Genomic DNA, 26,472 nt, shown 5'->3' on the forward strand with positions numbered 1-26,472 from the left:
ACCAACTCAAGGCGAGCCCTGATGTTCTCAAATCGTTTCAACCGCTGGACTGTTGCCGCCATCGCCCTCATCGGCACAGCGATTGCGACCGTCCCCGGCAGGGTCCTGGCGCAGACGCCGGATCATCCGTCCGACACGGCGGCACAGTTTCCGACCCGAAACGATCTGAAGTCGCTCACCACCGCCGGCAGCTATCTCGCTGCCCGCCACGCCAGCGTCGAGCGCGACGCCGCCTCCGCCGCCGCCTTCTACCGCTCGGCGCTGCGCACCGATCCCAAGAACAACGAGCTGCTCGACCGCGCCTTCATCTCGTCGGTCGCCGACGGCGACATCGACGAAGCCGTCAAGCTCGCCGAGCGCATCCTCACCATCGACAAGACCAACCGCGTCGCGCGTCTCGTCGTCGGCGTGCATGATCTCAAGGTGAAGAAGTACGCGGCCGCGCAGACCAACATCAACCAGTCGATCCGCGGTCCGATCACCGATCTCGTCGCCACGCTGCTGTCGGGGTGGGCCGCCTATGGTGCGGGTGATACCAAGGGCGGTGTCGCCACCATCGACAAGCTGGCAGGTCCCGAATGGTACCCGCTGTTCAAGGACCTTCACGCCGGCATGATCCTCGAGCTCTCCGGCAAGGAGAAAGACGCCGGCACCCGCTTCGAGCGCGCCTACAAGCTCGACGATTCCATGCTGCGCGTGACCGAGGCCTATGCGCGCTGGCTGTCGCGCAACAAGGATTCCGCCGCCGCGACCACCGTTTACCAGGCCTTCGACAAGAAGCTCGCGCGCCATCCGCTGATCCAGGAAGGCCTGCGCGAGACCAAGGCCGGCAAGAAAATGCCGCCGCTGGTCGATTCCGCCCAGGCCGGCGCCGCCGAAGCGCTCTACGGCATCGGCGCCACGCTGACCCGCCGCGGCGGCGAGGATCTGGCGCTGGTCTATCTCCAGCTCTCGCTCTACCTCCAGCCGACCCATCCGCTGGCGCTGCTCTCGCTGGCCGATCTCTACGAGTCCGTGAAGCGGCCGCAGATGGCGATCAAGGTCTATGAGCGCGTGCCGTCGACCTCGCCGCTCAAGCGCAACGCGCAGATCCAGCTTGCCATCGATCTGGATTCCGCCGACCGCACCGACGAGGCGATCAAGATCCTCAAGGGCGTTACATCGGAGGATGCCAAGGACCTCGAAGCGATCATGGCGCTCGGCAACATCGAGCGCGGCCGCAAGAGGTTCGGCGACTGCGGCGCGACCTATTCGCTAGGCGTCGACGTGCTGCCGCCCGGCAACGACAAGGCCAACAGTGTCTGGTACTATTATCGTGGTATCTGCGAGGAGCGCTCCAAGCAGTGGGCCAAGGCCGAGGCCGACATGAAGAAGGCGCTCGAGCTCCAGCCCGACCAGCCGCATGTTCTCAACTATCTCGGCTATTCCTGGATCGACCAGGGCGTGAACCTCGACGAAGGCATGAAGATGATCAAGCGCGCCGTCGAGCAGCGTCCCGACGACGGCTACATCGTCGACTCCCTTGGCTGGGCCTATTACCGCATCGGCAATTATGAGGAAGCGGTGAAGAACCTCGAGCGCGCGATCGACCTCAAGCCCGAGGATCCCACCATCAACGACCATCTCGGCGATGCCTATTGGCGGGTCGGCCGCACGCTGGAAGCCAAATTCCAGTGGTCGCACGCGCGCGATCTCAAGCCCGAGCCGGAAGAGCTGCCGAAGATCGAGGCCAAGATCGCCAATGGCCTCGCCGACGACAATTCGAATTCTTCGGCCGCGCAGGCGGAAAAGAAGAAGGACGACGGCAAGGGCGGCTAGGCTTGCGCATGATCCGGACCCGAAGGGCCGCGCTAGCGCAAAGCGTGTAGCGGTTTTCCGACAAGATCATGCGCGACAAGGAACTGAAGTTGGGGGCGTGTCGCCGATGCCGGCGTTGATTGAAGAAGGACGGGCGAAGGTCAATCTCAGCCTTCGTGTCGTGGGCCGTCGTGCCGACGGCTATCATGATCTCGAAAGTGTGGTCGCGTTTGCCGACTGCGCCGATCGGCTGACGTTGGAGCCGGGCGGCGAGCTGAAGCTCGCCACCACCGGACCGCTTGCCGCAGCCTGCGGCGATACCGCGGACAATCTCGTCTTCAAGGCGGCCAAGCTTCTGGCCGACGCGGTGCCGAACCTGAAGCTCGGCGCCTTCGCGCTCGACAAGGTGCTGCCGGTTGCCGCCGGCATCGGTGGCGGATCGGCGGATGCGGCAGCGGCGCTGCGGCTCCTGGCGCGCCTCAACAATCTGTCGCTCGACGATCCGCGCCTGCAGAAGGTCGCGCTCGCGACCGGCGCGGACGTGCCGGTGTGCTTGCTCTCGCGCGCCTGCGACATGACCGGCGTCGGCGAGCAGCTGCTGCCGCTCGCACTGCCGAGCATGCCCTGCGTGATGGTCAATCCGCGCGTGCCTGTGGCCACCAAGGATGTTTTCCAGCAGCTGGGCCTGCGCAACGGCGAGCTCCTGGTCGGCGCCACCTCGGTTCTGGGAGCTCCGGCGTGGCCGGAGGAGGGCGGGTCGATCGCCGATTGGGTCGACGTTCTCGAAACCGTCGCCAACGATCTCGAAGCGCCTGCGCTGCGTATCGAGCCTGTCATCGGTAACGTGCTGGAGGCCTTGCGTGGCTCCGCCGGCGTCAAGCTCGCCCGCATGTCCGGCTCGGGCGCGACATGCTTTGCGATCTACGGCTCGCCCGCCGACACCCATGCCGCGGCCGAAAAGATCCGGCGCGATCATCCCGGCTGGTGGGTGCATGCGGGGACATTGAGCTGAGTCTCTCTCCGGGGACGGTGCCGTAGGGTGGGCAAAGGCGCTTTTGCGCCGTGCCCACCATCTTTCCGATACGGAGACAGATGCGTGGGCACGCTTCGCTTTGCCCACCCTACGGCACTCGAGCTAGCCGCTGCTCTCGCCGAGCCCAAGAAACCGCCGGATCTCGCTCAGCACCTCTTCCGGCTTGTCATGCTGCAGCCAGTGTCCCGCCCCGGCGATGGTCTCGATGCGCGCGTTCTGGAAATACCGCTCCAGGCCTGCGGCCCTGGCACCGGCAAGAAAACTTTCGCCGGCATTGAGCAGCAGCGTCGGGCAGGCGATGCGCGACCACAGCGCGACGTGATCGTCCGGCCAGAGCCGGTGCGGCGCGCTAGCGCGCTGATAGGGATCGAACTTCCAGCTATAGGTGCCGTCCTCGTTCTGCCGTGCGCCGTGGGTGGCGAGATGCAGCGCGAGGTCACGGGACAGGCGCTTGTTGTGAAGCACCATCTGTGCGGCCGCGTCTTCGAGGGTCGCATAGCGGCGCGGCGTGCGGTCATGCAGCCTGTCGAGCTGGGTCACCCATTTGCCGATGCGCTCATGTGCCGGCGGCTTCGGCGAGTCCGGCAGCATGGTCACGCCGTCGAGCACGACCAGCTTCGAGACCTGCTCGGGAAACGACCCTGTAAAGATCAGGCTCACCATGCCGCCCATCGAATGGCCGATGAGAGTGACCTCCGGCGCTGCGATGGTGCGGATGAGCTGGGTGAGATCGTAGACATATTCGGTTAGCGCGTAGCTGCCGCCGCGGGTCCAGTCGGAATCGCCATGGCCGCGCAGGTCGGGCGCCACCACGTGAAAATGCGGCTGCAGCGATCGGGCGATGACGTCCCAACTCCGGCAGTGATCGCGGCCGCCATGGACCAGGATCAGAGGCGGCGCGCCCTCATTGCCCCAATCGGCGTAATGCAGCCGCAGGCCATGGGACTCGTAGAAGCGGCTTTGCGGGGTGAGCATCGGAGCCCTATCCATTCGCCGGCCGCCGCACCAGGGCCAGCGACAGGCCGAGGCCTGCAATGAAGACGCCGGAGCCCTGCGTGAGACGCCGCATCAGATGCGGCCGTCCAATCAGCTGGTTGCGTGTCGCGGAGGCCATCAGCACCACGACGACGTCGGCGAGGGTGTTCAACGCCACCGAGATCGCGCCGAGCAGGATGAATTGCAGCGTGGGGCTCGATCCCGCGGGATCGAGGAATTGCGGAATGAAGGCGAGGAAAAACGCGGCGGTCTTCGGGTTCAGCGCCTCGACCAGCACGCCGTCGCGGAACGCGCGCTTGTCGCCGAAGGCTTCTCCCTCGAGCGACAGTGTGCGGCCGGCGCTGCGGAAAGTCTTGATGCCGAGCCAGACCAGGTAGAGCGCGCCGACGAATTTGACGGCGGCGAACAATTCGGCGCTGGCGAGAATGATTGCGGAGATGCCGAGGCTGCCCGCCACCACATGCACCAGCCCGCCCAGCGCCGTGCCTGCGGTCGATGCGAAGCCGCTGGCGCGTCCCTCCGACAAGGTCCGTGCCGCGACGTAGAAGATGCCGGGGCCGGGAACGGCGGCAATGAGACAGGCTGCGGCCAGGAACAGCCAGAAATTCGTTTCGATCATCCTGTTTTGGTAACGGAGCGGGCTGCGATTGCAAGTCTTCTGGCGCGGGGGGCTCTCGTTTAGCCCGTGCGGCGGAAGATCACGCTGGCATTGACCCCGCCGAAGCCGAAGCCATTGGAGATCGCGTGTTGCATCGGCATCGGCCGCGCGGCGCCGGCGACGATGTCGATGCCATCAGCGCTCGCATCGGGGTTTTCGAGATTGAGCGTCGGCGGCGCGATCTGGTCGCGCAAAGCGAGCACGGTGAAGATCGCCTCGAGGCCGCCGGCGGCACCGAGCAGATGGCCGGTGGCCGATTTGGTCGCGCTGACGGCGATGCCGCGGTTGCGGCCGAACAGCGCCGCGATCGCGCCAAGCTCGCTCTCATCGCCGGCGGGCGTCGATGTCGCGTGGGCGTTGAGGTGCTGCAGATCCGCCGGCGCAAGGCTCGCCTGCCGGAGCGCAATCTCCATGGCGCGGCGGGCGCCGTCGCCGTCGGGCGGACCTGATGTCATGTGGTAGGCGTCCGCCGTCGTGCCGTATCCGATCACTTCTGCGATCGGCGTGGCGCCGCGCGCGAGCGCATGTTCCAGTTCCTCGATCACAAGAATGCCGGCGCCTTCGCCCATGACAAAGCCGTCGCGGTCGCGATCGAACGGGCGCGAGGCCCGCGCCGGCTCCTCGTTGAACCCGCTCGACAACGCGCGTGCCGCCGCAAAGCCGCCGAGGCTGACGATGTCGATGCAGGCCTCCGCGCCGCCGCAGATCGCGATGTCGACTTCGCCTGATCGGATCATGCGCGCGGCATCGCCGATCGCCTGCACGCCGGCGGCGCACGCGGTGACCGGTGTGCCCAGCGCGCCCTTGTAGCCGTATTTGATCGAGACGTGGCCGGCGGCGAGATTGGCCAGGAAGGAGGGGATCGTGAACGGCGACAGCCGGCGCACGCCGCGTTGCTCGGTGATGCGCACCGCCTCCGCCATCGCAGGGAAACCGCCGACGCCGGAGGCGATGATCGTCGCGGTGCGCTCCAGCGCGGCAGCGTCCTGCGGCGTCCATTTCGCCTGCGCGATCGCCTCGGCGGCCGCGAGCAGCGCGAACAGGATGAACCGGTCCATCTTGCGCTGGTCTTTTGGCGCGGCGGCCTGCGCGGGATCGAAGCCGCCCTCGGCATCGTCGGCCTTGTCGGGCACGAGTCCGGCAATGCGCGCCGGCAGCGCCTGCGCCCATTCGGGCAGAGGGCGCAGTCCGCTGTGGCCGGCGAGCAGCCGGCGCCATGAGGTTTCGACACCGCAGCCGAGCGGCGATACAGCGCCCATTCCCGTCACGACGATCCGACGCATATTACTCTCCAGCCGGCGCGACGGCCGGGTTCATGGCCTTGAGTGAAGCGATCCGCTTGCGGATGCCGCGGCTGGCGCGGGGACCGGCGACGACGATCGTATTGGCGAGCGTGATCGGCTGCATGTCGGCAGCGTCGACCACGACCGGATTGAACGGGCGAGCGTCGCTTCGGTTCGCCAGCACGATGGATTCGCCTTTGGGCGCGAGATGCTTGTTGCCGAAGGCGAGCAGCGTAGCGATCACCGGGAAGAAATCCCGCGCCTTGTCAGTCAGAACGTATTCGTAACGCGGCGGCCGCTCCTGATAACGGCGGCGCACGAACATGCCTGATGCGGTGAGATGGGCAAGCCGCCGCGACAGGATGTTCGGCGCAATGCCGAGGCTTTGCGAGAACTCGTCGAATTTCGTCGCACCCTGAAACGCATCTCGCAGGATCAGGATGCTCCACCATTCACCGACCGTCTCCACGGCACGGCCGACCGGGCATTCCAGGATCGAGGGGGATTTGGGCTGCATGGCGGGAAAGTAGGAGAGTCACTTGCAAAAAGCAAGTGACTAGGGTGGGCCGCACGAGCGCTGGCGGAGGCGGGCCGCACATCCGCAAAAATCTGGACTGCACCCCTGAAGTGAGACACGATAATTACAGTGACAGTGGGGTTGTCACGATGCGTTAGCGTGCGTTGTTTTGCGCGAACGCGGTTTCGAACTCAAGAGGCGACTGGTATCCGAGCGCCGAGTGCAGGCGCTCTTTGTTGTAGACCTCCGCTATGAAGGTGTTGATGTGGCGGCGGGCGTCGCCCCCAGGTCGGCAAAGGCTTTGCCGTTGACCTGTTCAGCCTTGAGCGTTTTCATGAAGCTTTCAGCCTTGGCGTTGTCGAAGGGATTGCCAGGCCTGCTCATGCTGATGGTGATGTCGCGATCGGCAAGCCGCTGGCGATAGGCGATGGAAGCGTATTGCACGCCACGATCGGAGTGATGGATCAGGCTGCCGGGGGCCGGTCCCGAGCGGCGATGGCTTTCTCCAGCGCAGCGATGGCAAGCGAGGCATCGAGCGTCTGCTCAAAAGCCCAGCCGACAGCCTTGCGCGAGAACGCGTCGAGAATGACGGCGAGATAGGCGAAGGTCTTGGCGAGATGGACATAGGTGATGTCCGCGACCCAGATCTGGTCGGGTGCGGACGGCACCAGGCCACGGACCAGATTGGGGACGACGAGAAAGCCCGATGGCCGCTCCGCAGGCGGCTTCAGGAACGGCGTCTTGCGCTGCGCCAGCAGGTTATCTTCGCGCATAAGCCGCTGAACCTTCTTGGCGTTTACGATCATGCCTTGGCGCCTGAGGGTGGCTGTCACCCGCCGATAGCCGTAGAAGACATGCTTGAGGCAAATGCGCTGGATCACGTCGAGCAGCTCGCACTCGGCCGTCTCGCGGCTGCGTTTGGCTTGGTGGCGATAGTACGTCGCGCGCGGCAGGCCCGCGAGACGACACAGGCGTTGCACATCGGCATGAGGATCGGTCGCCTGCGACATCATGGCTTGGATGACTTCGATGATGCGGGTGCGGGTTTGCCTTGCGCTGCCGGCCGCTTCAATGCGCGCAAGGCTTGCCGAAAAAAATCGAGGTCCATCTGCTGGCGGCCCACCAGCCGTTCGAGTTCGGCGATGCGGGCTTTGGCGAGCGTGAGGGCGGAGCGCTTGTCGTCGTACGTCGCTAGCGGCTTGAGCTTGCGGGGGCCAGGTTTGGGTCCGGGCTTCCGGTTCAAACCGTCTGGCCCGTCGGCGTTCCAGGCTTTGATCCAGTCATGGAGAATCTTGCGGGAGATTCCAAGCTCGCGGGCCACAGGGAGGACGCCTTCGCCCCGCTCAACCCGCTTGATCGCCTTCAATTTGTAAGCCGTCGGAAACTGACGCTTCTTTCCTCGTCCTGCCACAGGTCATCCTCGAAATGCCTGTCACTGTAATTATCGTGTCTCACTTCAGGGGTGCAGTCCAAATCTGTCACTGTAATTTGAAATGCGAATTGGCGAATGCCGGCTTCGCGCCATGCTCCGTCATTGCGAGCGCAGCGAAGCAATCCAGGCTCTCTCCGCGGAGGGATCTGGATTGTTTCGCTGCGATCGCAATGAAGGTGTTGATGCAGCTGGGACCTATCTCACCGGTGTCGTCCCGGCGAACGCCGGGACCCATAACCACAGGGGGTGGTTTGGCGAAGATTGGTTATTATGGGTACTCGCACCGACACTGTGTCGATAGATCACGCGGTATGGGTCCCGGCGTTCGCCGGGACGACACCGAGTGTTTCGCTAGCGGTGCGCCGAAACTCAAAAAGCCTAATGCGACCGCGCCAGACAGAACGCCACCACCTGCTCCAGCGCGCTCTTCATCGGGGAGGACGGGAACAGCGCCAGCGCGTCCACGGCCATGGCGCCGTAGTGCTGGGCGCGGCTGAGCGTATCTTCCAGCGCGCGGTGCTTGTTCATCAGCCCGATGGCGTGATCGAGATCGCTGTCGCCGATCTCGCCGCGCTCCAGCGCGCGGATCCAGAAGGCGCGCTCGGTGTCGTTGCCGCGGCGGAAGGCGAGCACGACGGGCAGGGTGATCTTGCCCTCGCGGAAATCATCGCCGGTGTTCTTGCCGAGCTTTGCGCTCTTGCCGCCATAGTCGAGCACGTCGTCGACGAGTTGGAAGGCGATGCCGAGATTCATGCCGACCGAGCGGCAGGCGGTCTGCTCGGCCTTGGGACGGTTGGCGATGACGGGGCCGACCTCGCAGGCGGCGGCGAACAGCTCGGCGGTCTTGCCGCGGATCACGGCGAGATATTCGTCCTCGGTGGTCGCTGTGTTCTTGGCGGCGGCCAGCTGCATCACCTCGCCCTCGGCGATGGTGGCGGCGGCCGCAGAGAGGATGTCGAGCGCGCGGAGCGAGCCGACCTCGACCATCATGCGGAAGGCCTGGCCGAGCAGGAAGTCGCCGACCAGCACGCTCGCCTCGTTGCCCCAGAGCATGCGGGCCGACAGCTTGCCGCGGCGCATCTCGCTCTCGTCGACGACGTCGTCGTGCAGCAGCGTGGCGGTATGCATGAACTCGACGGAGGCGGCCAGCTTGATATGGCCGTCGCCGGTGTAGCCGGCGAGGTTGGCCATGGCGAGCGTCAGCATCGGCCGCAGCCGCTTGCCGCCGGAGGAGATCAGATGGTTGGCGACCTCCGGGATCATGGTCACGTCCGAACCGGTCCGCGACAGGATCGTGGCGTTGACGCGCTCCATATCAGGGGCGACAAGGGCAACCAGCTCTTCGATCGACGCGCCGGGAGTTTCGAAAGGTACGATGACGGCCACGCCGGTCTCCAATATTTGCCCCGGAGGGGCTATTCTGACGGAAAGACAATAGAAACTGGCGGCGGATGCGGCAAGGCCCGCGGAACCATTGACATTTGCCGCATTAGCCCCCTTTCAGGCAAGGAAACCTGCGTTTTGCGCGAACTGGTTCGGACCAACGATATGGTGCTGGTGTCGGCGATCGGCGCGCTGCTCGACGGCGCCAACATCCATCATCTGGTGCTGGACCAGAACATGAGCATCATCGAGGGCTCGCTCGGCATTTTGCCGCGGCGGATCCTGGTTCATGAGGACGACGCCCAGGAGGCGAGGGAGCTCCTCACCGAGGCCGGCCTCAGCCACGAACTGCGCGGCGATGAGTGAGGCCGCAGATATTACCGAGGATGCTTTTCTCGGCGGGCAGTTGCGCCTGAGGCAGAAGCGGAGTGGCCACAGAGCCGGGCACGACGCCATTCTGCTTGCGGCGGCGACGGAGGCCCGTCCCGGGGACCGCGTGGTCGATTTCGGCGCCGGCATCGGCGCGGCCGGGCTGGCGCTGGCCCGGCGCGTCGCTGGTATCGGGCTGAGCCTGGTCGAAATCGATCCGGAGCTGGCCGAGCTCGCGCGCGCCAATGCAGCCGCGAATGCGCTTGCCGCCGAGACCATCGTGCTCGATGTCACCGCCGACGCCACCGCCTTTGCGGCAAACGGGCTGTCGCCCGACAGCGTCGACGTGGTGCTGATGAATCCGCCCTTCAACCATCCGGCCCGGCATCGTGGCTCGCCGGACCAGGCGCGTCACACCGCGCATGTGGCGACCGAGGAGACCCTGCATGCCTGGGTGCATGCAGCGCGGCGCATCCTCCGATCGAATGGTGTGCTGACATTGATCTGGCGCGCAGATGGCATCGCCGATGTCCTGGCGGCGCTGTCACGCGGCTTCGGCAGCCTTTCGATCCTGCCGGTTCACGGGGAGGCGGGGCGGCCTGCGATCCGCGTGCTGGTGCGTGCGGTCAAAGGCGGCCGGGCTCCGACGCGATTGCTGCCGGGCCTCATGCTCAACGACGAGTCGGGCGCGTCCAAAAAAAAGGTGACGGAGATTCTGGAGGGGAGAGCGGCCTTGCCGCTGGTGGAACCGTGACGGCTTACTGCGGAAGCGATTCCGGCTGCTGCTCTTGCGGGGACGTCAAGCGGATCGCCATGAACAGCGCACCGACCAGCAGCATCAGCAGATAGATTTTCATGGTGTTCTCCGCTGCCCCATTGCAGCCTCCCGACGGGAAATCTGCAAAACACGTTCCAGGCACTTCCAATGACAGTCGCGTGATAAGAAATGGTTAATCAGAGGTAACGGCATGGCCGAACAATTGAAAGATCGTGAGAGTTCCGGCCTGGCCGACAAGCTCATGCAATATCTGCCGGCGCGCTTCCGCCCGGGCACGGCTGTCGTGCCGGTGGTGCGGCTGTCCGGCGTGATCGGCGCGGTGACGCCGCTGCGCCCGGGCATGACGCTGGCGGGCGTCGCGCGGGTGCTGGAGCGTGCGTTCTCATATCGGCACGCCAAGGCGGTGGCGCTGGTGATCAACTCGCCCGGCGGCTCACCGGTGCAGTCGCGCCAGATCTATCTGCGCATCAAGCAGCTCGCGGCGGAGAAGAAGCTGCCGGTGCTGGTGTTCGTCGAGGACGTTGCGGCCTCCGGCGGCTACATGATCGCCTGCGCCGGCGACGAGATCATCTGCGATCCCTCGTCGATCCTCGGCTCGATCGGCGTGGTCGGCGGCAGCTTCGGTTTCCAGGAGGCGATCAAGCGGCTCGGCATCGAGCGGCGCCTCTATACGGCCGGCGCGCACAAGGCGATGCTCGATCCTTTCCTCCCAGAGAACCCCGACGATGTTGCCAAGCTGAAGGCGCTCCAGCGCGAAATCCATCAGATCTTCATTTCCCTGGTGAAAGAGAGCCGCGGCGCGCGCCTCAAGGGCGCGGACGACGCCCTGTTCACGGGCGAATACTGGGCCGGCGAGAGTTCGATCGCTCTGGGGCTCGCCGACAGCATCGGCGATCTCCGCTCAACTCTTCGTGCCCGCTACGGCGAGAAGGTTCTCACCCCTGTGATCGCGCAGCCGACCGGACTGCTCTCCGGTCTTCTGGGCCGGAAATCGCCCGGCGCGGGGCAGCTTTCGGCCATGGAATCAATGGCCGGCCTGCCGGACGATCTGATCTCGGCGCTTGAGACGCGAGCGATCTGGGCGAAATTCGGGTTCTAGGCGCAGCCCTCCCGCGCCATTTGGCCTCTTGGCGTGCCGATTGCGGCGCAGCCCTGTCTGCGCAACAATGTGCGTGGGGGCTGAGCACTAGACGAGGATCGACAGATGACGCCGTTCGTCGCTTTCGCGGGCGTCCTGGGTGGGCTTGCCGTGGTCCGCTGGGCCTACAAGACCGCTGTCCGGATCAATCAGGAGCTGGAGGAGATGCGCCTGTCGCGTGTCGCCGAGGCCGCCCATATGGGGAACATCCAGACGCTGAAACGTGATCCCGTGACTGGAGCTTACCGGCCGGGGTAGCGCTCTCAACACGTAAGGTGCCGTAGGGTGGGCAAAGCGAAGTGTGCCCACGACAGCACCTCAATCCTGGAAAGATGGTGGGCACGGCGCAAGCGCGCCTTTGCCCACCCTACGGCACCTCCCGGGATGAGGCCTGATTGGCCCGAATCCGCCCCGTTTGCCTTGATTCCCACCCCCGCCGTCGATACGGTCCCGCGCGATTCAAAACCCCCCGCGAGAGCCTGATCTGACGATGGACGCCTCATTGCCCGCCCATATGCGCCCGGAACGCTCGTTCCAGGGCTTCATCCTCGCGCTCCAGCGGTTCTGGGCCGAGCAGGGCTGCGTGATCCTGCAGCCCTACGACATGGAGATGGGCGCGGGTACCTTCCATCCGGCGACCACGCTGCGCGCGCTCGGGCCAAAGCCCTGGAACGCGGCCTATGTGCAGCCCTCGCGCCGTCCCAAGGACGGCCGCTACGGCGAGAACCCGAACCGGATGCAGCACTATTACCAGTTCCAGGTGATCATGAAGCCGTCGCCGCCGAACCTTCAGGAGCTGTACCTGAAGTCGCTCGCCGCAATCGGCATCGATTCCGCCGTGCACGACATCCGCTTCGTCGAGGACGATTGGGAGAGCCCGACGCTGGGCGCCTGGGGCCTTGGCTGGGAGTGCTGGTGCGACGGCATGGAAGTCAGCCAGTTCACTTACTTCCAGCAGGTCGCGGGCTTCGAATGCGCCCCGGTCGCGGGCGAGCTCACCTACGGGCTCGAGCGTCTCGCGATGTATGTGCAGGGCGTCGACCGCGTCTACGACCTCAACTTCAACGGCCGCGAGGGCGATGCCAAGGTCACCTATGGCGACGTCTTCCTGCAGGCCGAGCGCGAATATTCGAAGCACAATTTCGAAGTCGCCGACACCGCGATGCTGTTCGAGCAGTTCAAGATGGCGGAGACAGCCTGCCGGAAATATCTCGACGCCGGCTGGAAGGACGACAAGCGCGAGGCGCATCTGATGGCGCTGCCAGCCTATGACCAGTGCATCAAGGCGAGCCACGTCTTCAACCTCCTGGACGCGCGCGGCGTGATTTCGGTGACGGAGCGGCAGAGCTACATTCTTCGCGTGCGTGAGCTGGCCAAGGCCTGCGGCGAGGCCTGGATCCATACTGAAGCGGGCGGAGCGGCCTGATGCCCGAACTTTTGCTTGAACTGTTCTCGGAAGAGATTCCCGCGCGCATGCAGGCTAAGGCGGCCGACGATCTGCGCCGTCTCGTCACCGACAAGCTCGTTGCCGAAGGCCTGGTTTATGAGGGCGCGAAAGCGTTCGCGACGCCGCGCCGCCTTGCGCTCACCGTGCACGGAATCCCCGCGCGCCAGCCTGATCTCAAGACCGAACGCCGCGGGCCCAAAGTCGGCGCGCCCGACGCGGCTGTGCAGGGTTTTCTGAAGGCGACGGGATTGAAGTCGCTGGATGAAGCAAAAATCCAGCGCGACCCCAAGGGTGATTTCTACATCGGATTGATCGAGAAGCCCGGCCGCGACGCGATCGACGTGCTCGCGGAAATCCTGCCCGTCATCATCCGCACCTTCCCCTGGCCGAAATCGATGCGCTGGGGCGCGCGATCGGGCAGGCCGGGATCGCTGAGCTGGGTGCGCCCGCTGCACGCGATCACCGCGACGTTCGGGCTCGAGACCGAAGAGCCTGATGTCGTGAAGTTCGAGGTCGACGGCATCGAGACCGGCCAGACCACCTACGGCCATCGCTTCATGGCACCGGACGCGATTTCCGTGCGCCGTTTTGAAGACTACGAAGCGAAGTTGAAAGCCGCCAAGGTCATCCTCGATCCGCAGGCGCGCAAGGACATCATCTTCGCCGACGCCAAGGAGCTGACCTTCGCACAAGGCTTCGAGCTGGTTGAGGATCAGGTGCTGCTCGACGAGGTCTCGGGCCTCGTCGAATGGCCCGTTGTCATGATGGGCTCGTTCGAAGCGGAATATCTCGCCATCCCGGACGAGGTGATCCGCGCCACCATCCGCAACAACCAGAAGTGCTTTGTGGTCAAGGATCCCAAGACCGGGAAGCTGACCAACAAGTTCGTCCTCACCGCCAATATCGAGGCGACCGATGGCGGCAAGGTCATCGTATCAGGCAACGAGCGCGTGATCCGTCCGCGTCTGTCGGATGCGAAGTTTTTCTACGAGACCGACCTGAAGACGAAGCTCGAGGATCGGCTGCCGAAGTTCGAGCAGATCGTGTTCCATGAGAAGCTCGGCACCCAGGCCGCGCGCATCGGTCGCATCGAGAGGCTCGCCGCCGAGATCGCGCCGCTGGTCGGTGCCGACGGGGCCAAGGCGACGCGCGCCGCGCATCTGGCCAAGGCGGATCTGCTGACCGAAGTCGTCGGCGAATTCCCTGAAGTGCAGGGCCTGATGGGCAAGTACTACGCGCTGGCGCAGGGCGAGGATGGCTCCGTCGCCGCGGCGTGCGAGGAGCACTACAAGCCGCAAGGGCCTGCAGATCGCGTGCCGACCGATCCGGTGAGCGTTGCGGTGGCTTTGGCGGACAAGATCGATACGCTCGTTGGCTTCTGGGCGATCGACGAAAAGCCGACGGGGAGCAAGGACCCGTATGCGCTGCGTCGTGCAGCGCTGGGCGTGATCAGGCTGATCGCCGAAAACGGCCTGCGGCTCTCGCTCACGAAGGTTGCGGCTTCCGCACTTGCTGGCTTGTTGGTGAAGCCTGCCGATGCCACGAGGCTTCCGAGCGATCTGCTCGCCTTCTTCGCCGACCGCCTCAAGGTCCAGCTCCGCGAGCAGGGCGCGCGGCATGATCTTGTCGACGCCGTGTTCGCGCTCGGCGGTCAGGACGATCTCCTGATGATCGTCCGCCGGGTCGAGGCGCTGGGAAAATTCCTGGAGAGCGACGACGGCAAGAACCTGCTCGCCGGCACCAAGCGCGCCAGCAACATCCTCTCGATCGAGGAGAAGAAGGACAAGCGCAGCTTCGACGGTGCGCCCGATGCTGCGCTTTATGGTCTGGCCGAGGAGAAGGCGCTGGCAAAGGCGATCGGCGAAGTGCAGGCGGAGGCCAGCGCCGCCGTTGCCAAGGAGGATTTTGCCGCCGCGATGAGCGCGATGGCAAAGCTGCGTCCGCCGGTCGATGCGTTCTTCGACAAGGTTCGCGTCAACGACGACGATGCGAAGGTGCGCGAGAACCGCCTCAAGCTGCTGAACGAGATCCGCAGCGCCACGCGTGCGGTGGCGGATTTCTCGAAGATCCAGGATTGAGGCCGCGGTCGCGCGGCAAACACCGCTGTCATTCCGGGGCGCGCGTAGAACGAGCTATGGTGCGCAATTGCGCACCTGAGAATCTCGAGGTTCCGGGTTCGGTCCTCCGGACCGCCCCAGAACGACAGAGAAGAAAAAGCCCCGCCCGGCGGGGGGAAGACCGGGCGGGGCCTGATGTCCGATTTAACACTGCTCGCGCCAGCCTGATGTGACGCGCCGGACATCTAGTCGATGTCAGCCAGTCGATGTCAGTCCAGCACCTCGACGATGCGGCGCGAGCGCGGCTCGACCAGCACGGTTTCGCCGTTCACGACGGTGTAGCGATAGGTGGTGGCACCGAAGCGTTGCGGCACGTCATAATAAGTGACGCCGCTTTCGGGTAGGGTGGCGCCGACCACGATGCGATCCGGAATGCGGAAGGCTGGCACACGTTGCTCGACGACATAGTCGCGGAAGGCGGGCCGCTGGTCGGCCGCAATGGTCGGAGCGCTGTCGACCACGGCGGGCGCGCGTCCGACGGTGACACCGCTTTGCGCCTGCGCCGCAACGGGCGAGCCGATCGCGGTCGCGAGCGCTGCAAGAGCGAGAATCCTGTTCCGCATGGACAACTCCTTCGACGTGATTTTATTTTCGGACGCGTCATTGGCGCGACCGGTTGGCCAATGCATGCACCCTTCGCAATGTTCCGGGAAAAGGCCTGCCGCATTCGCGGCAATTTCAGGCAGTTTTCGTGGGTGCCGGAACTCGCATCGCGCCTCGCGCGTCTCTACTCGCGGAACCGGGAGGGCTATGATCCGCCCGCGATTCGCCCCACCTCCACAGAAAGATAATTCATGCACATCACCGTCGCCCACATTTCGCCGATCCTGTCGTTGATTGCGGGCGTGCTCATCCTGATCATGCCGCGACTCCTCAACCTGATCGTCGCGATCTTCCTCATTGTGAACGGTGCGATCGGGCTCGGGCTCCTGAAATGGCTCCGCTTCTAGGCGTTCATTTTCCGGAACTGTCCGACTTGCGCGGGCCCGCCCAAAATGGTGTAAGGCCCGCGAATTCCCATTCCTCTCGCAGGTTGTGTGCAAGCTATGGCCAAAGCCGCCTCGAAGCCCAATAAAACTCCAGCGAAATCAAAGTCTTCCGCCAAGGCGAAAGCCGCGCCGGCAGCCCGCAAGACGCTTGCCAAGAGCGCGCCCAAGCCGGTCGCCAAAGCTGCCGCAAAGCCGGTCGCCAAAACGGCCGCAAAGGCTGCTGTCAAGCCGGCGGCGAAGGCTGTGACCAAGGCGGCTCTGCCGAAGGTCGCCGCGAAGCCTGCAAAGAAGACTGTACCGGCCAAGGCCGCGCCAGCCGCGGGCAAGGCCGGCAAATGGGTGTACACGTTCGGTGACGGCAAGGCCGAAGGCCGCACGGAGATGCGCGACCTGCTCGGCGGCAAAGGTGCGAACCTCGCCGAGATGGCCAATCTCGGCCTGCCGGTGCCTCCGGGCTTCACCATCCCGACCTCGGTCTGCACCTACTTCTACGCGCACGACAAATCCTATCCGAAGGAGTTGCAGTCGCAGGTTGAGAAGGCGCTCGACTATGTCGGCAAGTTGACCGGCAAGATCTTCGGCGATGCCAAGAACCCGCTGCTCGTCTCCGTGCGCTCCGGCGCGCGCGCCTCGATGCCGGGCATGATGGATACCGTGCTCAATCTCGGCCTCAACGACCAGACCGTGGAAGCGCTGTCGGAATTGTCGGGCGACCGCCGCTTCGCCTATGACAGCTATCGCCGTTTCATCACCATGTATTCGGACGTGGTGCTCGGCTTCGAGCACCATCACTTCGAGGAAATCCTCGACACCTTCAAGGACGGCCAGGGCTACACCCTCGATACCGACCTCGCCGCCGAGGATTGGGTCGAGCTGGTCGGCAAGTACAAGGACGCCGTCGCACGCGAGACCGGCAAGGACTTCCCGCAAGACCCGCACGATCAGCTCTGGGGCGCGATCGGCGCCGTGTTCTCATCCTGGATGAACGCGCGCGCGGTGACCTACCGCAAGCTGCACGACATTCCGGAATCCTGGGGCACCGCGGTCAACGTGCAGGCCATGGTGTTCGGCAACATGGGCGAGACCTCGGCGACCGGCGTTGCGTTCACCCGCAACCCCTCGACCGGCGAGAGCAAGCTCTACGGCGAGTTCCTGATCAACGCGCAAGGTGAGGACGTGGTGGCGGGCATCCGCACGCCGCAGGACATCACCGAGGAGGCGCGCCAGGAATCGGGCTCCGACAAGGCGTCGATGGAAGCGGCGATGCCGGAGGCCTTCAAGGAGCTGACGCGGATCTACACGCAGCTCGAGAAGCACTACCGCGACATGCAGGACATGGAGTTCACCGTCGAGCGCGGCAAGCTCTGGATGCTGCAGACCCGCGGCGGCAAGCGCACCGCCAAGGCAGCGCTGCGCATCGCGGTCGAGCTCGCCAATGAAGGCCTGATCTCGAAGAAGGAAGCGGTGACCCGCATCGATCCGGCTTCGCTCGATCAGCTGCTGCATCCGACCATCGATCCCAACGCCAAGCGCGACGTGATCGCGACCGGCCTGCCGGCATCCCCGGGTGCGGCCTCCGGCGAGATCGTGTTCTCCTCGGACGAAGCGGCCAAGCTTCAGGGCGACGGGCGCAAGGTCATTCTGGTCCGCATCGAGACCAGCCCGGAAGACATCCACGGCATGCACGCCGCCGAAGGCATTTTGACCACGCGCGGCGGCATGACCTCGCACGCGGCGGTGGTCGCGCGCGGCATGGGCAAGCCCTGCGTCTCCGGCTGCGGCACCATCCGCGTCGATTACGGCCGCGGCACCATGAGCATCGGCTCGCGCACCTTCAAGACCGGGGACGTCATCACCATCGATGGTTCGCTCGGCCAGGTGCTGGCCGGCCGCATGCCGATGATCGAGCCGGAGCTGTCTGGCGAGTTCGGCACGCTGATGGCCTGGGCCGACCAGGTCCGCAAGATCGGCGTCCGCGTCAACGGCGACACCCCCGATGACGCGCGCACCGCGATCAAGTTCGGCGCCGAAGGCATCGGCCTGTGCCGCACCGAGCACATGTTCTTCGAGGAGACCCGCATCCGCACGGTGCGCGAGATGATCCTCTCCGAGGACGAGCAGTCCCGCCGCGCGGCGCTGGCAAAATTGCTGCCGATGCAGCGCGCCGACTTCGTCGAGCTGTTCGAGATCATGAAGGGCCTGCCCGTCACGATCCGTCTGCTCGATCCGCCGCTGCACGAGTTCCTGCCGCACACCCACGCCGAGGTCGAGGAAGTGGCACGCGCCATGAATACCGACCCGCGGCGCCTGGCTGACCGCGCGCGCGAGCTCTCGGAGTTCAATCCGATGCTCGGCTTCCGCGGCTGCCGCATCGCGATCGCCTATCCGGAGATCGCCGAGATGCAGGCGCGTGCGATCTTCGAGGCGGCGGTCGAAGCCGAGAAGCGCACCGGCAAGGCCGTCGGCCTCGAGGTGATGGTGCCGCTGATCGCGACCAAGATGGAGCTCGACCTCGTCAAGGCGCGGATCGATGCGACCGCGCAGGCGGTGATGCGCGACACCAACACCAAGCTGACCTATCAGGTCGGCACCATGATCGAGCTGCCGCGCGCCTGTCTGCTCGCGGCCGAGATCGCAGAGTCGGCCGAGTTCTTCTCGTTCGGCACCAACGACCTCACGCAGACCACCTACGGCATCAGCCGCGACGACGCGGCGAGCTTCCTCGGTCCCTATGTCGCAAAGGGCATCCTGTCAGTCGATCCCTTCGTCGCGCTGGACCAGGAAGGCGTCGGCGAGCTCGTCAAGATCGGCGTCGCGCGCGGCCGCAAGACGCGGGCGAAGCTCAAGGTCGGCATCTGCGGCGAGCACGGCGGCGATCCCGCCTCCGTCGCCTTCTGCCACAACATCGGTCTCGACTACGTCTCCTGCTCGCCCTACCGCGTGCCGATCGCCCGTCTCGCAGCGGCGCAAGCCGCGCTCGGCAAGGCGATCGCCAGCCAGGCGTAAGCAGAACTAGAATGCTGGGATGAAAGGGGCGGGGCCAAAACCCCGCCTCTTTTTCGTTTTCGCGATGCTCTCGCCAACCCGTCATTGCGAGCGCAGCGAACAATCCAGAATCTCTCCACGGCGGCAGCCTGGATTGCTTCGTCGCAAGAGCTTCTCGCAATGACGAGGTGGAAGCTCGGACAACTAGGAACCACGCGCGCGTCCCGTATGATACGCGCCAGCAAGAGTTCCTTCACCATTCGCATTGACCTCTTGTTTACCGCTTCGCGTGACGACGCATTTACCACCGTGCGCGATCACCCCGTGAAAACACCTGCAATCGCTTGAGTGTGCTGCACGCGCAACGCCGATTAACGCCCCGGCAACCTAAATTGGATACTTACGATAAAGATCGAATTGCACGGATGTACTGCGTTTCGATTTTTCTGGCGTAAGCGTAGCGTGAGCGTATCGATGTCTGTGTTGCGTAACCATCCGAAGGGCGCGCGGTTCGCGTCCTTCGGCATCGGTCTCTGCATCTTCGCATTGATGCCGAGAGAGACCGGCTATCAGGATATTGCCTCTCTGCTGGCGCGCCAACCCGGCGTCGCCGAGCGTTGGCAGAAGCAGGTGTTCTCCGCGGCGTCCTCGATCCAGCTCGCCACCTACAGCTTTTCCCGCCCCATCGGCACCTCGGTTCCGCAGAGCGCGATGGTTCGCCTGGCGAGCCTCGATGGCCGCGACGTCACCGGCGCGATCAGCCGCAATCCGGCGCTGCAGGCTGCGCCGCGCTACCAGGCTTCCGACTTTCCCAAGGTCGATCGCTCCATGAAGGGTGATCGCCTCGCAACCGTGACCCCGACCGAGACCCCCGAAGCGCCCGCTGCGGCGCCGGCGCAGCAAGATCCCGCGACGTCCAACAGCTCGGTGTTCGGCGCCAAGACTGCCGCGCTGCCGCAGGCGATGTCGCCGGAATCCGCGGCCGCGCTCGATCCCGAGCTGCAGGAGGCGCTCCGCGCGCCACCGCTGCCGCAATATACTAATGCCCCGCGGGCCAGCGACGCCGCGCGCGCTTTCGCGGTGCAGCCGCTCGAGGCGCTGAAGCGGACCACTGCGCCGACGACGCCGGTGCGGGATCCCTTCAGCGTCAAGACCTCCAATCTCTTCTTTGGCAGTTCCTCGCTCGGCGGCAATCTCGAAAGCATCGAGAGCTGGCAACCCGGCGCCGAGCCGCTGATCGTGATGCCCGATCCCGACATGAAGGTGACGGCCTCGCTATCGCCGCCGACGATGGACATCGCCAAGGATATCGAGAGCGGCGAGAGCGTCGCGCCGAAGGGCGAGGTCAACGCCGACAACCAGCGCGCCAGATCGCCGGCGGAGCGTCTCGCGCTCGACGACAAGTCGCGGGCAAAATCCGAGAAGTGCCTTGCGGAAGCGGTCTATTTCGAGTCGCGCGGCGAGGCCGTTCGCGGTCAGATGGCGGTGGCGCAGGTGGTGATGAACCGCGTCTTCTCCGGCAAATATCCCGACACCGTGTGCGGAGCGGTCTATCAGAACAAGCACCGCCATCTCGCCTGCCAGTTCACCTTCGCCTGCGACAACAATGCCGACGTGATCCGCGAGCCCGAGATGTGGGAGCGCGCCAAGAAGATCGCCAAGGCGATGCTCGACGGCCAGATCTGGCTGCCCGAGGTGGGCAAGTCCACGCACTATCATGCCTACTGGGTGCGCCCGTCCTGGGTCGCCGAGATGAAGAAGATGTACAAGACCGGCGTCCACACCTTCTATCGGCCGCGCGCCTGGGGTGACGGCAGCGAGGAACCGAGTTGGGGCACGCCAGCCCAGACCGCCGCGCTGTCGGCCGAGCTCGCGCAGGAAGCGAAGAGTTCTGCGGAAATGGGTGCGAGCGAGCGGCGCTGAGGCAATCAATCGTCGCGGCAGTGAAGGTGCGCTCCCTCTCCCGCTCGCGGGCCGCTCGCGGGGGAGGGTCGGGGAGGGGGTGTTTCCACAGGCGAGAACCCCAGTGTGGAGAGAGCCCCCACCCGGCGCTTCGCGCCGACCTCCCCCGCAAGCGGGAGAGGTGCAGCCAGCCCTGGGCTCAGAGCGGTGATCTCACGCCTCGATATCGAGCGCGCAATCGAAGTTCGGCGCCGAATGCGTCAGCGCGCCCGCCGAAGCGTAGTCGACGCCGGTCGCCGCGATGGCCGCGATCGAGTCCAGGGTCACGCCGCCGGACGCCTCCAGCTCGAGACGACCCTCGTTGATCCGCACCGCCTCGCGCAGCGTCGCGAGGTCCATGTTGTCGAGCAGCACGGCGTCGGCCATCCCGGTATCGAGCACCTCGCGCAATTGCGCCAGCGTTTCGACCTCGATCTCGATCTTGACGAGATGGCCGGCGTGGGCGCGGGCGCGCTCCAGCACCGCACCGATGCCGCCGGCGACCGCGATGTGGTTGTCCTTGATCAGGATCGCATCGTCGAGGCCGAAGCGGTGGTTGAAGCCGCCGCCGCAGCGCACCGCGTACTTCTCCAGCGCGCGCAGCCCCGGCGTGGTCTTGCGCGTGCAGCAGATGCGCATTTTCGTGCCTTCGGTGCGGGCGACATAGTCGGCCGTGAGCGTCGCGACGCCCGACAGGCGGCCGACGAAATTCAGCGCGGTCCGCTCCGCCGTAAGAATGGCACGCGCCGGCCCCGAGATCGTCAGCACCTGCTGTCCGCGGACAACGCGTGCGGCGTCACGGACGTGCGCGCGCACGTCGATGTCGGGCGAGAGCTTCTGCAACGTCGCCAGCGCCAGCGGCAGGCCTGCGATCACGCCCGACTGGCGCGCGACCAGAATGGCTTGCGCCCTGGTCGCTTCCGGGATCGTCGTCAGCGAGGTGATGTCGCCGGCGCGGCCGAGGTCCTCGTCGAGCGCGCGCAGCACGGCTTCGCCGATCGCAAGCGGTGAGAGGAAGGCGTCGGCATAGAGCAGGGAGGTGGGGGTAATCATGGCAAACTCCGTCAGGCGATCATGGGTTGCGCAACGCGCGGCAGGGAACTCAGGCTCTCCGCGATCTCGCGCACCGCGGCGAGGGTCGTCATCGTTCGCCGCGCCTGCGCAGGGACGTCAGCGGGATGGTCGGAGCGGAAATGCGCGCCGCGACTCTCGCGCCGGCTCCACGCCGAGGCGGCCGCGAGCAGGGCGGACGTCGCCATATTGCGCAGCGCGAGGCTGGTTGCCTCGCGTTCGAGCGCGGCGAAGTGGTGCACGGCCTCGGTGAGGCCGTCGCCCTTGCGGATCACGCCGACATGGGCGCTCATCATCGCGCGCAGCCGCTTCCCGGCCAGAGCATCCGGCGTGCCGCCGCGCGGTGTCACCAATGCGTCGGGGAGGCGGGCGGGCGCGGGGATCGAGCGGCCGGCGATGTCGTCGGCGATGCGCGCGGCGTAGACCACCGCCTCCAGCAGCGAGTTCGAGGCGAGCCGGTTGGCGCCGTGCGCGCCGGTCGACGACACCTCGCCGCCGGCCCAGAGTCCGTCGATCGAGCTGCGGCCGCGCGCATCCACGGCGATGCCGCCCATGTGGTAGTGCGCGGCGGGCGCAATCGGGATGGCTTGCGTGGCCGGATCGATGCCGGCGGCAATGCAGCTCGCATGCACGGTTGGAAATTTGTCAGCGAAGCGCGCGCCCAGCGCCTGCCGCGCATCGAGGAAGGCGCCGCGACCGGCCGCGATCTCGGCGAATACGCCGCGGGCCACGATGTCGCGCGGCGCAAGCTCCGCGAGCGGGTGACGCGCCGGCATGAAGCGCTCGCCATTGCCATTGATCAGCGTTGCCCCTTCACCACGCAGTGCTTCAGTCGCGAGTGGTGCGGGATCGCGGCCGACCATGATGGCGGTCGGGTGGAACTGCACGAATTCCGGATCGGCGATCACGGCACCGGCACGCGCGGCGATGGCGAGGCCGGAGCCGCGGGCTTCCATTGGATTGGTCGTGACGGCGTAGAGATGTCCGATGCCGCCTGTGGCAAGCACTACCGCGCGCGCAGCGAGCAGGAACGGTCGAGCCGTGGGATTGCCGGCTTCGCGCAGTTGAAGGCCGGCGACGGCACCGTTCTCGGCCAAGAGGGCTTCGGCGACGAGCCCTTCGATGACACGGATCGACGGCGTGCGGCGCACCGCGTCGCTCAAGGCCGCGATGATCGCGGCACCGGCACCGTCGCCTCGCACATGCACGATGCGCCGGGCCGAATGTGCCGCTTCGCGTCCCACGGCGAGCCTGCCTTCGAGATCGCGATCGAAGGGGACGCCATAGGTCAGGAGATCGTGGATGCGCGGCGCGGCCTCGCGCGCGATCCCAAGTGCGACCGCCTCGTCGACGAGGCCGCCGCCGACCGCGATGGTGTCGGTGGCGTGGGCTTCGGGCGTGTCACCCTCGGCCACCGCCGCGGCGATGCCGCCTTGCGCCCATGCGGATGATGCGCCTCGTCCGAGCGGCGCGGCCGAGATCAACGTCACCGGCCGCGGCGCGAGCTTCAGCGCGCAGAACAGTCCGGCAAGGCCGCCGCCGACGATGACGATATCGTCGGTGCGGGTGAGGTTGTGGATGTTGTTGGTCATTGTTCTCTCCATTCACTCTGCCGTCGTCCCTGCGAACGCAGGGACCCATACGCCGCGGCGGAAGTTGTTGTGCGAAGCTGCGCGTTGCCTTTCTTCGCCAAACATCTTCCTGTGGTCAGCGCGACGAGCGCGAGCGCTCGCGCGGGGATCCCGGATCTGCGCTACGCTTGTCCGGGAGGACAGCTGTGTGTGACGCTGCATGTGTTGTTAATTCTTCAGATTGATCATCCGCTCGACCGAGCGCCTTGCGCGATCCGCTAGCGCGGGATCGATCGTCACCTCTTCGCGGAGCGTCAGCAGGCTGTCCAAAATGTTGGCGAGCGTGATGCGCTTCATGTGCGGGCAGAGATTGCAGGGGCGCAGCATCTCGACGTCAGGCAGCTCGGCGCGCACATTGTCGGCCATCGAGCATTCCGTGATCATCACCAGCCGCCGTGGCCGCTTTTCGCGCACCCAGTTGATCATGTGCGCGGTCGAGCCGGTGAAGTCGGCCTCTGCCAGCACGTCCGGCGGACATTCGGGATGTGCGATGATCTGCACGGACGGATCGGCCTCGCGAAAGGCGCGCAGCTCTTCGCCCTTGAAGCGCTCGTGCACCTCGCAGGCGCCCTTCCAGGCGATGATCTTCACGTCGGTCTTCGAGGCCACGTAAGTGGCGAGATAGCGATCGGGCAGGAAGATCACGCTTGGCGCGTTCAGGCTCTCGACCACCTGCACCGCGTTCGAGGAGGTGCAGCAGATGTCGACCTCGGCCTTCACTTCTGCGGAGGTGTTGACATAGGCGACGACGGGCACGCCCGGAAACTTTTCGCGGAGCAGGCGCACGTCGGCACCGGTGATGCTGGCGGCCAGCGAGCAGCCGGCGCGCGAATCCGGGATCAGCACCGTCTTGTCCGGGTTGAGCAGTTTTGAGGTCTCCGCCATGAAGTGCACGCCGCACTGCACGATGATGTCGGCCTCCACCTTGGTGGCCTCGACCGCGAGCTGCAGCGAGTCGCCGCCGATGTCGGCGACGCAGTGGAAGATCTCCGGCGCCTGGTAGTTGTGGGCGAGGATCACCGCGCCCCGCGCTTTCTTCAGGTCGTTGATCGCCTTGATCGTCGGCGCCATCAGCGGCCACTCGATCGGGGGGATGACGTGCTTCACGCGCTCATAGAGCGGGGCGGTGGCGCGTTCGACCTCCGCCGTCCATCCCAGCGAAGGCGTCGGCAGCGCGCGCGCTGTGGGAGCCGGTGCGGGGCGGGGAGAGGAGGCGAGATGGCCCTGCGGCCGGTTGGCAAAATCGTCTGGACCGTAGATTTCAGTGATCGGCATTAAAGCGTCCCTCGCATGTCATTTATACTCAATATGAGTATATGTAGGGCCTGAGTAATCCGGCCGAGGGGCCGGAGGGGGTTTCATCGATCCTCATATATGCTCAATATGAGTAAATCAGAAATAGCACGCTCTGCCGAGGACGGCTAGGTCCTGCCGCACACAATCTCGTCAGGTCGTCGTCCGACGCGTCTGGCGAGGCCAGATTGAAACGCAATGCTCCCGCGGCAGCCCCTCGTGGAATGCAACCGTTTTTGATTTGGGATTTTCATGCAAATGCATTAAATGATGCATTCGCGGCCGCCTCTTTGCGAATCCGCCAATGACAGACGGGAAATACCATGTCGACATCAGTGGGCGAACTCGCTCCGGCCTCACGTTCCTCCAGCTGGCGTACCCCCGCCGTCATCATTTTGTGCGGCTGCGCGATCGGCATGCTCGGCTTTGGCCCGCGCTCGGCGCTCGGTTTCTTCGTGCAGCCGATGAGCCATGAATTCTCCTGGGGCCGCGACGTGTTTGGCCTCGCCATCGCCTTTCAGAATTTGCTTTGGGGACTGGGTCAGCCCATCGCCGGCGCGGTCGCCGATCGCTTCGGCCTGTTCCGGGTGATGTGCGTCGGGGCGCTGCTCTATGCCGGCGGCCTCCTGCTGATGCGCTATTCCTCGACGCCGCTGTCGCTCAACATCGGTGCCGGCGTCATGGTCGGCTTCGGACTCGCCGGCTGCTCGTTCAATCTGGTGCTGTCGGCATTCACCAAGCTGCTGCCGGCCGAAAAGCGCGGCCTCGCGCTCGGTGCCGGCACGGCCGCGGGATCATTCGGGCAGTTCCTGTTCGCACCGATCGGCGTCGCGTTGATCGACAATTTCGGCTGGCAGCAGGCCCTCTCCGTGTTCGGCTTCCTGATGCTGCTGATCATCCCGCTGTCACTGGCGCTCTCGACGCCGCCGGCTGCAACTACGGCCAGTGCGACGCCGGCGGATGAGCAGACCATCACCAGGGCGCTCGCCGAAGCCTTCGGTCACCGCTCCTATGTGCTGCTGGTGCTCGGCTTCTTCACCTGCGGATTCCAGCTCGCCTTCATCACCGTGCATCTGCCGGCCTTCCTGGTCGATCGCGGCATCTCGACGCAAACCGGAGGCTGGGTGATCGCGGCGATCGGCCTGTTCAACATCATCGGCTCGCTCAGCGTCGGCTATCTCCAGAACTCGCTACCCAAGCGCTACATCCTCTCGGCCATCTACTTCACGCGTGCGCTCGCAACCCTCGCCTTCATTTCGTTCCCGATCACGCCGTTCTCGGCGATCGCGTTCGGTGCGGTCTCCGGCCTGACCTGGCTGTCCACGGTGCCCCCGACCTCGGCGCTGGTGGCGCTGATGTTCGGCACGCGCTGGCTTGCGACGCTGTACGGCTTTGCCTTCGTCAGCCATCAGGTCGGCGGCTTCCTCGGCGTCTGGTTAGGGGGCATCGTCTTCGAACGCTTCGGTTCCTATACGCCGATCTGGTGGCTCTCGATCCTGTTCGGCGTGCTTTCCGCGCTGATCAATCTTCCGATCGTGGAGAAACCTGTCGTTCGGGCGGTTGCGCAGCCTGCCTGATCGGCTAAACATCCCGGTCAAACCAGTCAGGGAGTTC

23 protein-coding genes and 1 pseudogene are annotated in these 26,472 nt (G+C 65.4%); 12 read left to right on the top strand and 12 right to left on the bottom strand.

Translation table 11 applies throughout. The features are described 5' to 3' along the window. Positions 1-21 precede the first annotated feature (21 nt). Entirely contained in the window at positions 22-1,818 is a 1,797-nt protein-coding gene (locus tag GGD67_RS19725) for a tetratricopeptide repeat protein (RefSeq protein ID WP_179735194.1), read from the top strand. A 106-nt stretch (positions 1,819-1,924) separates the two neighbouring features. Then, a complete protein-coding gene (locus GGD67_RS19730) occupies positions 1,925-2,809 on the top strand; it encodes a 4-(cytidine 5'-diphospho)-2-C-methyl-D-erythritol kinase (RefSeq protein ID WP_179735197.1) in 885 nt (294 codons plus the stop codon). Positions 2,810-2,932: 123 nt separating this feature from the next. On the opposite strand, the gene GGD67_RS19735 is transcribed toward GGD67_RS19730, so the two are convergent. The 8 genes and pseudogenes from GGD67_RS19735 to GGD67_RS19770 all read right to left on the bottom strand — a co-directional run bounded on the left by GGD67_RS19735 (position 2,933) and on the right by GGD67_RS19770 (position 9,102). After that, the gene (locus GGD67_RS19735; RefSeq protein ID WP_179735199.1) at positions 2,933-3,805 is read right to left on the bottom strand and encodes an alpha/beta fold hydrolase; all 873 of its coding nucleotides are present in this window, start codon (positions 3,803-3,805) and stop codon (positions 2,933-2,935) included. A gap of 7 nt (positions 3,806-3,812) precedes the next feature. After that, complete coding sequence (locus GGD67_RS19740; RefSeq protein ID WP_179735200.1) at positions 3,813-4,445, bottom strand: LysE family translocator; 633 nt, start codon at positions 4,443-4,445, stop codon at positions 3,813-3,815. A gap of 59 nt (positions 4,446-4,504) precedes the next feature. Beyond that, on the bottom strand, positions 4,505-5,767 hold the full coding sequence (gene fabF / locus GGD67_RS19745; RefSeq protein ID WP_179735202.1) for a beta-ketoacyl-ACP synthase II: 1,263 nt from the start codon (positions 5,765-5,767) through the stop codon (positions 4,505-4,507). A 1-nt stretch (position 5,768) separates the two neighbouring features. After that, entirely contained in the window at positions 5,769-6,284 is a 516-nt protein-coding gene (locus GGD67_RS19750) for a helix-turn-helix domain-containing protein (RefSeq protein WP_179735204.1), read from the bottom strand. A 249-nt stretch (positions 6,285-6,533) separates the two neighbouring features. Continuing rightward, positions 6,534-6,728: an integrase core domain-containing protein gene (locus GGD67_RS19755; RefSeq protein WP_246784399.1), complete on the bottom strand. Its 195-nt coding sequence runs from the start codon at positions 6,726-6,728 to the stop codon at positions 6,534-6,536. Beyond that, positions 6,708-7,297 (bottom strand): annotated as a pseudogene (locus GGD67_RS19760) (IS3 family transposase); the annotation flags it as partial. The pseudogene GGD67_RS19760 and the gene GGD67_RS19755, both read right to left, overlap by 21 nt. After that, positions 7,294-7,695: a helix-turn-helix domain-containing protein gene (locus tag GGD67_RS19765; RefSeq protein WP_179735208.1), complete on the bottom strand. Its 402-nt coding sequence runs from the start codon at positions 7,693-7,695 to the stop codon at positions 7,294-7,296. The pseudogene GGD67_RS19760 and the gene GGD67_RS19765, both read right to left, overlap by 4 nt. A gap of 399 nt (positions 7,696-8,094) precedes the next feature. Next, the gene (locus GGD67_RS19770) at positions 8,095-9,102 is read right to left on the bottom strand and encodes a polyprenyl synthetase family protein (protein WP_026202916.1); all 1,008 of its coding nucleotides are present in this window, start codon (positions 9,100-9,102) and stop codon (positions 8,095-8,097) included. 135 nt (positions 9,103-9,237) lie between these two features. Between GGD67_RS19770 and GGD67_RS19775 the strand changes: the two genes are divergently transcribed. From GGD67_RS19775 to glyS, 6 genes are all read left to right on the top strand, one after another. Next, positions 9,238-9,465, top strand: coding sequence for a DUF2007 domain-containing protein (locus GGD67_RS19775; RefSeq protein WP_018323354.1), 228 nt, complete (start codon positions 9,238-9,240; stop codon positions 9,463-9,465). Continuing rightward, complete coding sequence (locus GGD67_RS19780) at positions 9,458-10,222, top strand: tRNA1(Val) (adenine(37)-N6)-methyltransferase (protein ID WP_179735210.1); 765 nt, start codon at positions 9,458-9,460, stop codon at positions 10,220-10,222. Before GGD67_RS19775 ends, GGD67_RS19780 begins: the two co-directional genes overlap by 8 nt. 214 nt (positions 10,223-10,436) lie before the next feature. Further along, on the top strand, positions 10,437-11,345 hold the full coding sequence (locus GGD67_RS19785; RefSeq protein ID WP_179735212.1) for a S49 family peptidase: 909 nt from the start codon (positions 10,437-10,439) through the stop codon (positions 11,343-11,345). Positions 11,346-11,450: 105 nt separating this feature from the next. Beyond that, complete coding sequence (locus tag GGD67_RS19790) at positions 11,451-11,642, top strand: hypothetical protein (protein ID WP_179735213.1); 192 nt, start codon at positions 11,451-11,453, stop codon at positions 11,640-11,642. Positions 11,643-11,874: 232 nt separating this feature from the next. Next, the gene (locus tag GGD67_RS19795; protein WP_179735215.1) at positions 11,875-12,810 is read left to right on the top strand and encodes a glycine--tRNA ligase subunit alpha; all 936 of its coding nucleotides are present in this window, start codon (positions 11,875-11,877) and stop codon (positions 12,808-12,810) included. Next, entirely contained in the window at positions 12,810-14,909 is a 2,100-nt protein-coding gene (gene glyS / locus GGD67_RS19800) for a glycine--tRNA ligase subunit beta (RefSeq protein ID WP_179735217.1), read from the top strand. Before GGD67_RS19795 ends, glyS begins: the two co-directional genes overlap by 1 nt. Before the next feature lie 248 nt (positions 14,910-15,157). Here glyS and GGD67_RS19805 read toward each other — a convergent pair whose 3' ends face one another. Continuing rightward, positions 15,158-15,511, bottom strand: a complete 354-nt coding sequence (locus tag GGD67_RS19805; RefSeq protein WP_179735219.1) for a DUF1236 domain-containing protein — start codon at positions 15,509-15,511, stop codon at positions 15,158-15,160. A 231-nt stretch (positions 15,512-15,742) separates the two neighbouring features. Here GGD67_RS19805 and GGD67_RS19810 point away from each other — a divergent pair, with 231 nt between their 5' ends. The 3 genes from GGD67_RS19810 to GGD67_RS19820 all read left to right on the top strand — a co-directional run bounded on the left by GGD67_RS19810 (position 15,743) and on the right by GGD67_RS19820 (position 20,845). Beyond that, complete coding sequence (locus GGD67_RS19810) at positions 15,743-15,898, top strand: DUF3096 domain-containing protein (RefSeq protein WP_008562090.1); 156 nt, start codon at positions 15,743-15,745, stop codon at positions 15,896-15,898. A 96-nt stretch (positions 15,899-15,994) separates the two neighbouring features. Further along, positions 15,995-18,943: a pyruvate, phosphate dikinase gene (gene ppdK, locus GGD67_RS19815; RefSeq protein WP_179735221.1), complete on the top strand. Its 2,949-nt coding sequence runs from the start codon at positions 15,995-15,997 to the stop codon at positions 18,941-18,943. 453 nt (positions 18,944-19,396) lie between these two features. After that, positions 19,397-20,845: a cell wall hydrolase gene (locus GGD67_RS19820; RefSeq protein WP_179735223.1), complete on the top strand. Its 1,449-nt coding sequence runs from the start codon at positions 19,397-19,399 to the stop codon at positions 20,843-20,845. A gap of 192 nt (positions 20,846-21,037) precedes the next feature. On the opposite strand, the gene nadC is transcribed toward GGD67_RS19820, so the two are convergent. The 3 genes from nadC to nadA all read right to left on the bottom strand — a co-directional run bounded on the left by nadC (position 21,038) and on the right by nadA (position 24,840). Then, positions 21,038-21,916, bottom strand: a complete 879-nt coding sequence (gene nadC / locus GGD67_RS19825; RefSeq protein ID WP_179735225.1) for a carboxylating nicotinate-nucleotide diphosphorylase — start codon at positions 21,914-21,916, stop codon at positions 21,038-21,040. Positions 21,917-21,927: 11 nt separating this feature from the next. Next, a complete protein-coding gene (locus GGD67_RS19830) occupies positions 21,928-23,526 on the bottom strand; it encodes an L-aspartate oxidase (protein WP_179735227.1) in 1,599 nt (532 codons plus the stop codon). A 207-nt stretch (positions 23,527-23,733) separates the two neighbouring features. Next, positions 23,734-24,840 (bottom strand): quinolinate synthase NadA, encoded by a 1,107-nt coding sequence (nadA, locus tag GGD67_RS19835; RefSeq protein WP_179735229.1) that lies wholly within the window; start codon positions 24,838-24,840, stop codon positions 23,734-23,736. 341 nt (positions 24,841-25,181) lie between these two features. Between nadA and GGD67_RS19840 the strand changes: the two genes are divergently transcribed. After that, the gene (locus GGD67_RS19840; RefSeq protein ID WP_092262434.1) at positions 25,182-26,435 is read left to right on the top strand and encodes an MFS transporter; all 1,254 of its coding nucleotides are present in this window, start codon (positions 25,182-25,184) and stop codon (positions 26,433-26,435) included. Positions 26,436-26,472 lie beyond the last annotated feature (37 nt).

It is taken from the genome of Bradyrhizobium sp. IAR9 (assembly GCF_013408065.1).
GTDB lineage: Bacteria > Pseudomonadota > Alphaproteobacteria > Rhizobiales > Xanthobacteraceae > Bradyrhizobium.